General features: G+C 71.0%; 13 protein-coding genes, 1 tRNA gene and 1 pseudogene. 12 read left to right on the forward strand and 3 right to left on the reverse strand.

The annotated features are described in order from the left end of the window. From JWR86_RS06145 to JWR86_RS06155, 3 genes and pseudogenes are all read right to left on the reverse strand, one after another. Positions 1–500, reverse strand: a pseudogene (locus JWR86_RS06145) (NTP transferase domain-containing protein); the annotation flags it as partial. Positions 501–618: 118 nt separating this feature from the next. Beyond that, positions 619–694 (reverse strand) — tRNA-Ala (locus tag JWR86_RS06150). Between the two features lie 107 nt (positions 695–801). Next, the gene (locus tag JWR86_RS06155; RefSeq protein WP_299562266.1) at positions 802–1,194 is read right to left on the reverse strand and encodes a TIGR02300 family protein; all 393 of its coding nucleotides are present in this window, start codon (positions 1,192–1,194) and stop codon (positions 802–804) included. A gap of 172 nt (positions 1,195–1,366) precedes the next feature. On the opposite strand from JWR86_RS06155, the gene JWR86_RS06160 reads away from it, so the two are divergent. The 12 genes from JWR86_RS06160 (at position 1,367) to metK (ending at position 11,969) form a co-directional block, all read left to right on the forward strand. Continuing rightward, a complete protein-coding gene (locus JWR86_RS06160; protein ID WP_299562269.1) occupies positions 1,367–1,867 on the forward strand; it encodes a universal stress protein in 501 nt (166 codons plus the stop codon). 97 nt (positions 1,868–1,964) lie between these two features. Further along, on the forward strand, positions 1,965–2,525 hold the full coding sequence (locus JWR86_RS06165) for a NifU family protein (RefSeq protein WP_299562272.1): 561 nt from the start codon (positions 1,965–1,967) through the stop codon (positions 2,523–2,525). A gap of 15 nt (positions 2,526–2,540) precedes the next feature. Next, entirely contained in the window at positions 2,541–3,230 is a 690-nt protein-coding gene (gene tsaB, locus JWR86_RS06170; RefSeq protein ID WP_299562275.1) for a tRNA (adenosine(37)-N6)-threonylcarbamoyltransferase complex dimerization subunit type 1 TsaB, read from the forward strand. Beyond that, positions 3,227–3,754 (forward strand): GNAT family N-acetyltransferase, encoded by a 528-nt coding sequence (locus tag JWR86_RS06175; protein ID WP_299562279.1) that lies wholly within the window; start codon positions 3,227–3,229, stop codon positions 3,752–3,754. The genes tsaB and JWR86_RS06175 overlap by 4 nt, the downstream gene beginning before the upstream one ends. A gap of 53 nt (positions 3,755–3,807) precedes the next feature. Next, entirely contained in the window at positions 3,808–4,581 is a 774-nt protein-coding gene (locus tag JWR86_RS06180) for a lysophospholipid acyltransferase family protein (RefSeq protein WP_299562296.1), read from the forward strand. Positions 4,582–4,623: 42 nt separating this feature from the next. After that, a complete protein-coding gene (gene miaB / locus JWR86_RS06185) occupies positions 4,624–6,006 on the forward strand; it encodes a tRNA (N6-isopentenyl adenosine(37)-C2)-methylthiotransferase MiaB (protein WP_299562282.1) in 1,383 nt (460 codons plus the stop codon). 107 nt (positions 6,007–6,113) lie between these two features. Beyond that, entirely contained in the window at positions 6,114–7,112 is a 999-nt protein-coding gene (locus JWR86_RS06190; protein WP_299562299.1) for a PhoH family protein, read from the forward strand. Further along, positions 7,109–7,603, forward strand: a complete 495-nt coding sequence (ybeY, locus tag JWR86_RS06195; protein ID WP_299562285.1) for an rRNA maturation RNase YbeY — start codon at positions 7,109–7,111, stop codon at positions 7,601–7,603. Before JWR86_RS06190 ends, ybeY begins: the two co-directional genes overlap by 4 nt. Continuing rightward, on the forward strand, positions 7,600–8,613 hold the full coding sequence (locus JWR86_RS06200) for a hemolysin family protein (protein ID WP_299562288.1): 1,014 nt from the start codon (positions 7,600–7,602) through the stop codon (positions 8,611–8,613). The genes ybeY and JWR86_RS06200 overlap by 4 nt, the downstream gene beginning before the upstream one ends. After that, on the forward strand, positions 8,613–10,271 hold the full coding sequence (gene lnt / locus JWR86_RS06205) for an apolipoprotein N-acyltransferase (RefSeq protein ID WP_299562302.1): 1,659 nt from the start codon (positions 8,613–8,615) through the stop codon (positions 10,269–10,271). The genes JWR86_RS06200 and lnt overlap by 1 nt, the downstream gene beginning before the upstream one ends. Further along, the gene (locus JWR86_RS06210; RefSeq protein WP_299562291.1) at positions 10,246–10,665 is read left to right on the forward strand and encodes a helix-turn-helix transcriptional regulator; all 420 of its coding nucleotides are present in this window, start codon (positions 10,246–10,248) and stop codon (positions 10,663–10,665) included. The genes lnt and JWR86_RS06210 overlap by 26 nt, the downstream gene beginning before the upstream one ends. Before the next feature lie 101 nt (positions 10,666–10,766). Then, complete coding sequence (gene metK, locus JWR86_RS06215) at positions 10,767–11,969, forward strand: methionine adenosyltransferase (RefSeq protein WP_299562294.1); 1,203 nt, start codon at positions 10,767–10,769, stop codon at positions 11,967–11,969. The last annotated feature ends 230 nt before the right edge of the window (positions 11,970–12,199 follow it).

Consider the following 12,199-nt stretch of genomic DNA (forward strand, 5'->3'; position numbering starts at 1 on the left):
ATCGGGCGCTTCTCGGCGGTCTCGGCCACGAGATCGGCCTCCCCTGGCGCCGGCCGCACATAGGACCAGTTCGCACCCTCCCCTCGGAACACCTCCAGGTAGCCTGACGAACCCGGCCGGGCCGCGACCGCCGCCCGGGTGAAGCCGGGCCGGAAGGTGTCGATGTTGAAGATGGTGATCGGCTCCTGCCCGGGCACCTCTGCCGAATCGAGGCCGTGCTCGACGGTTTCGGCCTGCCCGGCGGTGTCGCGGGGGAGCACGACCAGCCTTGGGTCGGCGATGCCGAGCTCCAGCACCCTCGCGCGCACGAATCCGGCGACATCGAGCCCCTCGACCGCGCGAGCGACGAACAGGAAAGGCTCGGAGGCGAAGTAGCGCCGGAAGCCGCCGACGGCATGGTCAAAGGCTGTGAGGCCGCCGAGGGGCAGCATGTATTTCGGGACGTCGTAGCCGGCCTCGGTGAAGCGCCGGGAGCGGCCCGCCATGGGAAAGATGATCATTGGACAGACCTGGGCCGCCGCCGGGGGCCGGCGCTGGTGCCGCCTTGTGCCAGTCGGGCGCGCGAACGTGAAGCGCGCGGATCGTGAGCTAGCGGGTCAGGAGATCAAGCTGGAAGGGTGGTGGAGCCAAGCGGGATCGAACCGCTGACCTCGTGAATGCCATTCACGCGCTCTCCCAACTGAGCTATGGCCCCGTCCCACGCACGCGGCCTTGGGGTCCGCGGCGGGCCGTCTCGCAACGGCGAAGCGCCTCTATAGAGAGGCCCGAGGAGGGGTTCAACCCTCCCCGACGTCAGATTGATCAGCTTTCCTCGTCGTCCTCGAGGTCGCCGTCGATCAGGGCCGCGACGTCGCCGCCTTCTTCCTCTTCCTCTTCCTCGAGGAACGTATCGTCAGCGCCGCCCTCCTCGGCCAGCACGGCCTCGTCCTCGGCCACGTCCGCGCTCTCCTCCTCGGCCGCGCCGACCTCTTCGAGGGACACGGTCTCCGGTCCGGCCGGCACCACCGACGCCTCCTCGTCCTCGGGCACGGCGCGCCCGCGCGCTCCGCCCCTGAGGGAAGGCGGAGGATCGAAGCTCGCCCGCGGCAGGCTTTCGCCCGTGTAGGGAGAGACGATGGGGTCGCGGTTCAAGTCGTAGAACTTGCGCCCCGTGGTCGGGCACACGCGCTTGGTGCCGAGCTCTGGTCTGGCCACGGTGGAACCTTGAAGAGGGGGAAATGGGGGAGGGGGCCCGTTAGGAGGCGCCCACGATCCTGTCAAATCGCCTGTTCCGGCCCTGGGTTCAAGCCCCGACCTCGCCAAACCGCACCGGCTTGCCGCCGCCGCGGCATCTCGCCATGCTCGCCGGGCGGCGGAGCGGGCTTGGATGACGCGAGCGAAGCGACGATCCTTTGAAACCGGCCACCGGCCGAAATTCCTGGTGATCGCAGACGGATCGCCCGAGAGCGGGCGGGCGGTGCATTTTGCGGCCCGGCGCTCCGCCCGAACCGGGGCGAACATGGTGGTGCTCGGCGTGGTCGCCCCGCCCGAGGGATTCGAGTGGCTGGGCGTCGGCGACGTGATCCGGGCCGAGGCCGAGGAAACCGCGGCCCGGCTTCTGGACGCGGCGGCGGCGCTGGCCAGGGCCGCGGCCGGTGTCGATCCCGAGCGGGTGATGCGGGAGGGCGAGAGCGCCGAGGCGATCACGGCGCTGATCGACGAGGACGAGGACATCTCGTTCCTGGTGCTCGCGGCGGCGACCGACAGCTCGGGGCCGGGCCCCCTCGTCACCACCATCGCCGGCAAGGGCTCCTCCACCTTCCCCATCCCGATCGTGATCGTTCCCGGCAACCTGGCCGACGAGGAGATCGAGGCGCTGGCCGGCTGACGCGGCTTGGTTTCCCGGCTCCCCGTCCACACATCCAGGGTCAGCCATGCTATGGGCCGCCGTGAGATCGCGCGACCTGCGCCCCGAGGAGCGTCCGATGTTCATCCAGACCGAAGCCACCCCGAACCCGGCCACGCTGAAGTTCCTTCCGGGCCGCGTCGTCCTGCCAACCGGGACCTTCGACGCGCAGGATGCGGAGGCCGCCGCCGGCTCGCCGCTCGCCTCCCGGCTGCTCGGCATGCCGAGCGTGGCCGGCGTGTTCCTGGGCTATGACTTCATCACGGTCACCAAGCGGACCGGCGAATGGGAGCAGCTGAAGCCGGCCATCCTGGGCGAGATCATGGAGCATTTCGTCTCCGGTGCTCCGGTTCTGGCCGAAGGCGGGGCCCAGGCCGAGACGGACGCGGACGAGTTCTTCGACCCGGCCGACCAGGACACGGTCACGACCATCAAGGACCTGCTCGAGACGCGCGTGCGGCCCGCGGTGGCCGGCGACGGCGGCGACATCACGTTTCGGGGCTTTCGCGACGGCGTGGTCTACCTCAACATGAAGGGCTCCTGCGCGGGGTGCCCGTCCTCCACGGCGACGCTGAAGCACGGCATCCAAAACCTGCTGCGCCACTTCGTGCCCGCCGTGCAGGAGGTCGAAGCCGTCTGACCGGGCCAGAGCACGATGCGGGTTCTCGCGATCGATACCGCGCTCGGACAGTGCGGAGCCTGCGTGCTGGAGGGCGACGACCCGGCGCCTCTGGCGGCTGAATCGATCCGCATGGAGCGCGGGCATGCGGAGGCGCTGCTGCCGCTTCTTGACCGCGTGATGTCCCGAACGGAGGGAGGCTTTTCCCGCCTCGACCTCGTCGTGGTCACGATCGGGCCGGGCAGTTTCACGGGATTACGCATCGGGATCGCGGCCGCCCGCGCGGTGGGTCTGGCGGTGCCCTGCCCGGTGGTCGGGGTCAGCACCCTGTCGGCCCTGATGGCGCCGCTGCTCGACGCCGAGCCGCCCCCGCCTGGGATCGTGGTCGCGGCGATCGATGCCCGCGGCGGCCGCGTCTACGCCCAGGCGATCGGCGCCTCCGGCCGCATCATCATCCCGCCCTCGGTCCTGACGCTGCGCGAGGTCGTCCGCGCGCTCGGTTCGGGACCGGTCACCGCGGTCGGTTCAGCGGCGGCCGCCGTCGTGACGGAGGCCTTGTCGGTCGGCCTCGACGCCCGCGTTCACCCCGCGCCCCCCGATCCCGAACTCCTGTGGGTGGCGCGGCTCGGGGCGGCCGCCGATCCGGACGAAGCCGTGCCGCGGCCGCTCTATCTCGCCTCGCCGGATGCCCGACCTCAGGACGGGTATCGGCTGCCGCGGCAGTGAGCTGGCTCGACCGCTTCCGGGCGGGGCACGGCCAGGCCCGCGTCGGGCCCGTGTCGGTCGACCACGCGCCCCGTCTCGCCGAGATCCATGCCGGCGCCTTTGCCCGTCCCTGGAGCACCGAGGATTTCGAGCGTTTTCTGCTGGACCGGGCCATCCGGGCCGACGGGCTGTTCCTGGGCCGCGAACGCGATCCGGCCGGGTTCGCGGTGTCCCGCACCGTGCTGGACGAGGCCGAGGTGCTGAGCGTGGCGCTGGCCCGGCCGGCCCGTGGGCGCGGCCATTCCGGCACCCTGCTGGCCTACCACATCCAAGCCTTGGCCCATGCCGGGATCGCGCGCATCCACCTGGAAGTGGAGGACGGCAACCTGCCGGCCCTGGCGCTCTACCGCCGGTTCGGCTTCGTTCAGAGCGGCGTCCGGCCGGGCTATTACGCGCGGCCGGACGGGACCCGCGCCACCGCCATGTCGATGACCCGAATCCTGTCCGGCTCGGATCCCGGTTTCCCGAGCGGCCCCGCCCGGTGACATTGCCCGGTCTCGCCTGGCGGCTCGGCCTCCTCTGCCTGGTCTTTCTGGCGCTGGCGCCCGTCCAGCTCGCCGCGACGCGCGGCACGGGGCGGCTCGCGGGCCGGCTCCCGGTCCTGTTTCACCGGCTCTTTCTCCGGGTCTTCGGCATCCGGGTCACCGTGCGGGGCGAGCCCCCCGCGGGCCCGACGTTGGTGCTCGCCAATCACGTGTCCTGGCTCGACGTGCCGGTGATCGCCAGCCTGCGCCCCCTCTCCTTCATCGCCAAGCAGGAGATCTCGGCCTGGCCGGTGGTGGGCGGGCTATCGCGGCTGCAGCGCTGCATCTTCCTGGACCGGAGCCGCAAGGTGGCGACCGCGGAGGTCAACGCGCTGGTGGCCGGGCGGCTCGCGGCCGGGGACGCCATCGTGCTCTTTCCCGAAGGCACCACCGGCGACGGCCTCCGGCTCCTGCCCTTCCGGTCATCGCTCGTGGGCGCCGCCCGGGCGGCGCTCGCCGACCCGACCTTGGAAGCGATCTGCCTGCAGCCGCTCGCCATCGCCTACACGGCCCGCAACGGCCTGCCGGTGTCGCGGCGCGACATGCCGGACATCGCCTGGTACGGCGACATGGACCTGAAGCCTCATCTTTCCGGCTTCGTCCGGCATGGCCCGATCGACGTCACCGTGGTCTGGGGCGAGCCGATTCCGTTCGATGCGGCGACCGACCGCAAGCGCGCCACCGCCGCCGCCGAGGCCTCGGTCCGGGCGGCCCTGCAGGCTGTCCGCAACGTCGCAGCCGTACCGGCGGCGGCCCCGCCTATTCTCTTGCGGCCGGCGCTGTCGTAGACAGAGCGCCGATCCAAGCTCCGGGACTAGGCGCCGCCGTTCGTGAAAACCGTTTTCGTGAAGTCTTATGGCTGCCAGATGAACGTCTATGACGCCGCTCGGATCAGCGACGTCATGGCGGCCGAGGGCTACGGCGAGGCGGCCACCGCCGACACCGCCGATCTCGTCATCCTGAACACCTGCCACATCCGCGAGAAGGCGGCCGAAAAGGTCTATTCCGAGCTCGGCCGGCTGCGCGCCCTCAAGGCCGAGCGCCTGGCCGCCGGCCGTGAGCCTGGCGAAATCGTCGTCGCGGGCTGCGTGGCCCAGGCCGAGGGCCGCGAGATCATCCGCCGCCAGCCGGCCGTGGATGCCGTGGTCGGGCCGCAGAGTTACCACCGGCTGCCCGAGCTGCTGCGCGAGGCGCGGCGGGGCGGGCCGGCGGTCGACACCGAGTTCCCGCCGGGCGCCGGCAAGTTCGCGGGCCTGCCGGCCGTCTCGGTCGGACGATCGCGCGGCGTCTCCGCCTTCCTGACGGTGCAGGAGGGCTGCGACAAGTTCTGCACCTTCTGCGTGGTGCCCTATACCCGCGGCGCCGAGGTGTCGCGCCCGGTTTCGGCGGTGCTGGACGAGGCCCGGCGGCTGCTGGACGGCGGCGTGCGCGAGATCACCCTGCTCGGCCAGAACGTGAACGCCTATCACGGGCTCGACGAGGGCGGCCGCCCGGCCACGCTCGCCGGGCTGATCGAGCGGCTGGCGGGGCTGCCCGGTCTGGTGCGGCTGCGCTACACCACCAGCCATCCCAACGACATGGCGGACGACCTCATCGCCGCGCACCGGGACGTTCCGGCCCTGATGCCCTTCCTGCACCTCCCGATTCAGGCGGGGGCCGACCGCGTCCTGGCGGCCATGAACCGGCGCCACAGCGCCGACGGCTATCGCCGGCTGATCGACCGGATCCGGGCCGCACGCCCGGACATCGCGCTGTCCTCGGATTTCATCGTCGGCTTCCCGGGCGAGACAGAGGCCGAGTTCGAGGCGACCCTCCGGCTCGCGGCCGAGATCGGCTTCGCGTCGGCCTATTCCTTCAAATACAGCCCCCGGCCCGGCACGCCGGCCGAGGAGCGGCCCGGTCAGGTCGCCGAGGCCGTCAAAACGGAGCGCCTGGCCCGGCTGCACGCGCAAGTCGAAGCCGACCGGCAGCGCTTCAATCGCGCCACGATCGGCCGGCACCTGGACCTTCTGATCGAGAAGCCGGGGCGCCACCCCGGCCAGCTCGGCGGCCGCTCGCCCTATCTCCAGGCCGTCCATGTGGACGGCCTCGACGCGCGCATCGGCGACGTCGTGCCGGTGCTGGTCACGGAGGCTGGGCCAAATAGCCTGTCGGCCCGTCCCGCCGCCCGCGGTGTGGACTCGCTCTCCGGCCAGATGACGGCGGCCGCGTGAGACGCACCACCCTGCGGCCCGCCGGCTCCCAGCCCCTGCGCGAGGGGCGTCCCGACCCTGTCGCGACCGGCCCCGAAGCCCCGGACGGCGCCCAGCCGTCAGGCGAGATGGATGAGGTCACGCTCACCTTCGACGACAACCGGGCTGCCGGCCTCGTCTTCGGCCATTACGACCAGAACCTCGCCCATATCGAGCGCCGGCTCGGCGTGGTGCTGAACGCCCTCGGGAACCGCATCGTGGTCCGGGCCACGCCCGAACTCGCGGCCCGCACGCGCCGCGTGCTGGAGAGCCTGTACGAGCGCGTCCGCCTGGAAGGGGCCGTGACCCTCGGCGACGTGGACGGCGCCATCCAGGAGAGCGCGCTCCAGGGCTCGCTGTTTCCGCAGCCCGAGGCGCCGCCCTCGGCTCCGGACCGGAGCCGCTTCGAACAGATCAGCACCCGCAAGCGCGGCCCGGTCCGGGCCCGCAACGCGGCGCAGGATTCCTACCTGCGGGCGCTGCGCCAGAACGAACTCGTCTTCGCGGACGGGCCCGCCGGAACGGGCAAGACCTGGCTCGCGGTCGGCTTCGCCGTGGCCCTGCTGGAAGCCGGGCAGGCGGAGCGTCTGATCCTGTCGCGGCCGGCCGTGGAAGCGGGCGAGCGGCTGGGCTTCCTTCCGGGCGACATGCGCGACAAGGTCGATCCCTATCTGCGGCCGATCTACGACGCGCTGCACGATTTCATGGAGGCGCGCCACGTGGAGCGCGGGCTCCAGACCGGCATGATCGAGGTGGCCCCCCTCGCCTTCATGCGCGGCCGCACCCTGACCAATGCCGTGGTCCTTCTCGACGAAGCCCAGAATACCACCTCCATGCAGATGAAGATGTTCCTGACCCGGCTCGGTGAGGGGTCGCGCATGATCGTCAACGGCGATCCGAGCCAGATCGACCTGCCGGCCGGCCAGAGGTCGGGGCTCACGGAGGCGCTGCGGATTCTGGACGGCGTCGAAGGCGTGGCCCGGGTCCAGTTCCGGGACGTCGACGTGGTCCGGCACGACCTCGTCCGCCGCATCGTGACGGCCTACGACACCCATTCCCGCCCCACGCCCGGAGCCCCGACGCCGTGATCCATCTCGAGATCGAGATCGAGGCCGGGGGCTGGACGGAGATCGACGGCGTGGAGGCCCTGTGCCGCGAGGCCGCCGCCGCTGCCGTGGCGGCCCATCCCGGCCCGGAAGCTGCCGAGGCGCTGGCCGCCACCCTCCTGCTGACGGACGATGAGGCCGTCCGGGAGTTGAACCGGGCCTGGCGCGGCCAGGACAAGGCCACCAACGTCCTGTCCTTTCCGGCCCCCGCCATGCCGGGCAGCCCGCGCCATCTCGGCGACGTGGCGCTCGCCTGGGAAACGGTGGCTGCCGAGGCCGGCCAGGAGGGCAAGCCGGTTCGGCACCACACGGCTCATCTCGTGGTGCACGGCCTGCTGCATCTGCTCGGGCACGACCACGGCACGGACGAGGAGGCGGGCGCCATGGAGGGGCTCGAGACCGCGGCCCTGGCCGGGCTCGGTGTTCCGGATCCCTATCGGAGCGGTTCGCCGGAGGCCGTTCTGCAGCCATGAGCGACGAACGCGGCGAGCCACGCCCGGCCGAGCCGGACGGTCCTCGCGAAGGGTGGCTCGAACGCCTGCTCGGGCGCTTCGGCCACCGGCCCCGCGAGTCGATGCGGGACGACCTGGAAGAGGTCCTGTCGGACGCGACCGAGGCGGCCGACCTGTCGCCGCGCGAGCGGCTGATGCTGAAAAACGTGCTCGGATTCCACCGCATCCGCGTCAGCGACGTGATGGTGCCCCGGGCCGACATCCTGGCCGTCGCCGTCGACATGACGCTCGGTCAGGTGCTGCAAATCTTCCGCACCGCCGGCCATTCCCGCCTGCCGGCCTATCGCGAGACGCTCGACGAACCGGTCGGCATGGTCCACATCCGCGACTTCCTGGACCATATCACCACCGCCGGGGCATCGCGGCCCGCACCCGATGCACTCGGCCCCGAACCCGCGCCCGTGGACCTGGGCCATGTCGATCTCGGGGCGACGCTGTCCGATGCCGGCATCCTGCGGCCCGTGCTGTTTGTGCCCCGCTCCATGCCGGCCATCGACCTCCTGGGCCGGATGCAGGCCCAGCACACGCATATGGCGCTGGTGATCGACGAATACGGCGGCACGGACGGTCTCGTCTCGATCGAAGACCTCGTCGAGATGGTGGTCGGCGACATCGAGGACGAGCACGACGAAGTCGAGCACATGGTGGCCCTGGAGGAGAGCGGCTCGCTGGTGGCCGATGCCCGGGCCAGCCTCGAGGAGGTCTCGGACGCGCTCGGCCAGGATCTGGCCGGCGCCGAGGCGCCCGAGGGCGTGGACACGCTCGGGGGCTTCATCGTGACCCGGGTCGGCCGGGTGCCCTCGCGCGGCGAGATCATCGCCGGCCCCGACGGGCTGGAATTCGAGGTGCTGGACGCCGATCCCCGCCGTCTGAAGCGGGTTCGGATCCACCGTCGCGGGCCGGGCGGGGCGGCCGCCGAGCAGGCCGCGGCTGCCGCGACCGCTCACGCGGAGCGAGGCGCGCGCGGTTGATCCGCTCCCTGGCCGACCGCGTCATCCTCCTGTCGGGGTGGCGCCGGGCGCTGGTGGCGGCCGGGGCCGGGGCGGTCGGGGCGCTGGCCATGCCGCCCCTCGGCCTGTGGCCCGCTCTCGCGGTCTCGCTGACGGCCGCCGTGTGGCTCCTCGACGGCACGGGCTCCGCACGGGACCGCCGCGGCGCCACCCTGCGGCGGGCCGCGGTCGCCGGGTGGTGGTGGGGGTTCGGCTACCACGCGGCCGGCCTGTGGTGGATCGGGGCGGCGTTCCTGGTGGAGGCCGACGTGTTCGCCTGGCTGCTGCCGGCCGGCGTGCTCGGCCTGCCCGCGGTGCTGGCCGTGTTTCCGGCGCTGGGCTTCGCCCTGGCCCGCCTGCTGTGGTCGCCCGGCCCAGCCCGGCTGTTCGGGCTGGCCCTCGGCCTGACCCTGTCCGAATGGCTGCGTGGCCACCTGTTCACGGGCTTTCCCTGGAACGTGTTCGGCCTGGCGCTCGGCCAGAACCTTTGGCTGATGCAGACGGCCTCGCTGGTCGGGCTCTGGGGCCTGACCGCGATCGCCACGCTGCTGCTGGCCACCCCTGCGACGCTCGGCACGGAGGACCGCAGGGCGGCGCGCTTCGGCCCGCCCGCGGCCGCCTCCTGCCTGCTGCTGCTGATGGCCGCGTTCGGGGCCCTCCGTCTGGAGGGCAGCGAGGTCGAGCCGGTGGCCGGCGTGAAACTCCGGCTGATGCAGCCGAACCTCACGCAGGACGCCAAGTTCCGGCCCGCCCAGGGCGGCGCCATTCTGAGCGGCTACCTGGCGCTGAGCGACAGGCCCACCTCGCCGCAGACGAGTGGCCTTGCCGACGTCACCCATCTGGTCTGGCCGGAATCGGCCTTCCCGTTCCTGCTGCACAGGGAGCCCAATGCCCTGGCCCAGATCGCCGAGGCCCTGCCCCCGGGGGCCGTGCTCCTGACCGGAGCCGCCCGTCAGGAGCAGGTCCCGGGTGAGCGTGGCGGGCGGTTCTACAACTCCATCCAGGCCATCTCCTCGGACGGAGCCGTCACGGCGACCTATGACAAGGTTCACCTCGTGCCGTTCGGGGAATACGTGCCGCACCTGCTCGACAGCATGCTGCGCAGCATCGGCATCCGTGAGTTCGTCCACATTCCGGGCGGCTTCACGCCGGGCGAGCGACGCGCGCCCATGCGGATTGAAGGTCTGCCTCTGGTCGCCGGCAGCGTGTGCTACGAGGCCATTTTTCCGGACGAGGTGTTGCCGGAAGGGCCCCGGCCCGGCCTGATTCTCAACGTCACCAACGACGGCTGGTTCGGTCGCACGCCGGGCCCCTACCAGCACCTGGCTCAAGCGCGGCTCAGGAGCGTGGAAACGGGGCTCCCCCTGGTCCGCGCCGCCAATACTGGAATTTCGGCAGTTATCGACCCCTACGGCCGCGTTTGGGGGTCTCTCCCCCTGGGGCAGGAGGGCGTTCTGGATTCCGGTCTGCCGGCGGCGGCTCCACCGCCGCCACAAATCCGCTTCGGGAACGTGCTGCTCATTTTGATGCTTGCTCTTTACGGAATGGCCACGCTTGTCGCACAGGGAGTTGGGTACTTACCTTCCAGCGTGCGTCAGACGGAGTTTTTAGCCAATGAAGAAGGCCGCCAACGACGTTGACCGGCATGTTGGTGGGCGTGTCCGCATGCGGCGCATGCTGATCGGGATGAGCCAGGAAAAGCTCGGCGACGCTCTCGGGCTCACGTTCCAGCAGGTCCAGAAATACGAAAAAGGCACGAACCGGATCAGCGCCAGCCGCTTGCAGCACCTGGCCGGCATCCTGGGCGTCGGTATCGACTTTTTCTACGACGGCGCGCCCGGATCGCCTGGCTTCGAGAACGGCAAGTCCGGGTTCTCGGAAGACAGCTCGCATGGCTATTCCGCCGACCTGATGAATGCCGAAGGCCTCAAGCTCCTGCGCGCATTCCAGCGCATTGGCTCTCCCAAGGTCCGCCGCAAGCTGGTCGAACTCGCGGTCGCGCTGGAGGCAGAGCCGGAGGTTCGTTCGGAGTAACGGATTGCCGTTCGCTTGACCGGGCGGTTCCAGGGTGGCACATGCCCGCGTCCGCCGAACTGCGCATGCGGACGCCCTACTCACATTCCGGGAGCCGAGGCGTGACGCGTCAGAACTATCTGTTCACGAGCGAATCGGTGTCCGAAGGGCACCCGGACAAGGTCTGTGATCGCATCTCCGACGAGGTGGTGGACGCATTCTACCGGGCCGGACAGCAGGAAGGCCTCGACCCCTGGACGATCCGGGCGGCGTGCGAGACCCTGGCGACCACCAACCGGGTGGTGATCGCGGGCGAATACCGCGGGCCCAAGAGCATCGACGAGGCCGCGATCACCGAGATCACCCGCAAGGCGATCAAGGACATCGGCTACGAGCAGGAGGGCTTCCACTGGAAGACCGCCCAGATCGAGGTGCTGCTGCATCCCCAATCGGCCGACATCGCGCAGGGCGTGGATGCGGCCGGCAACAAGGATGAGGGCGCGGGCGATCAGGGCATCATGTTCGGCTACGCCTGCCGGGAAACGGCGGAGCTGATGCCGGCCCCGATCCTCTATTCCCACAAGATTCTCCGCCTCCTGACCGAGGCGCGCAAATCCGGCGCCGCCGCCCAGCTTGGCCCCGACGCCAAGAGCCAGGTCACGGTTCGGTACGAGAACGGCACGCCGGTCGCGGCGACCCAGATCGTGCTCTCGACCCAGCACCTCGACGCCGACCTCACCTCCGAGGACGTGCGCGGCATCGTCGAGCCCTATATCCGCAAGGCCCTGCCGGAGGGCTGGATCTCGGCCGAAACCGTGTGGCACGTGAACCCCACCGGCAAGTTCGTGATCGGCGGGCCGGACGGCGATTGCGGCCTCACCGGCCGCAAGATCATCGTGGACACCTATGGCGGGGCGGCCCCGCATGGCGGCGGCGCCTTCTCCGGCAAGGACCCGACCAAGGTCGATCGTTCGGCCGCCTATGCCGCGCGCTACGTGGCGAAGAACGTCGTCGCCGCGGGCCTGGCCGAGAAATGCACCATCCAGGTCTCCTATGCCATCGGCGTGGCCAAGCCGCTGTCGGTCTACTTCGACCTGCACGGCACCGGCCACGACGTGGACGAGGTGAAGCTGGCCAAGGTGATGGACGGGCTGGTGAACCTCTCGCCGCGCGGCATCCGCGAGCACCTGCACCTGAACCGCCCGATCTACGGCATCACCAGCGCCTATGGCCATTTCGGCCGCACGCCGGACCCGGAGAAGGGCACCTTCACCTGGGAGAAGACCGACTTGGTGGACGAGCTGAAGCGCGCCTTCAACCGCTGACCCTGGCCTCGCGGCTGGACTTGGGGGGTGGCGCCATGCCACCCCCTTTTTTTGTGTGGAATCCCCGATGACTGCCGACCGCCCGCCGCTCGCCGAAGGCATCCCGGACCGCCTCTACGGCCGCCGCCGCGGCCATCCGCTGCGGCCGCGCCAGCAGCGCCTGCTGGACGAGACCCGGCCCCGCCTGCGGCTGTCGCTCGCCGAGGCCGCCGACCCGCTGGCCGCCTTCG

Origin of the sequence: Enterovirga sp., from assembly GCF_028290205.1 — a bacterium.
Classification (GTDB): domain Bacteria; phylum Pseudomonadota; class Alphaproteobacteria; order Rhizobiales; family Beijerinckiaceae; genus Enterovirga.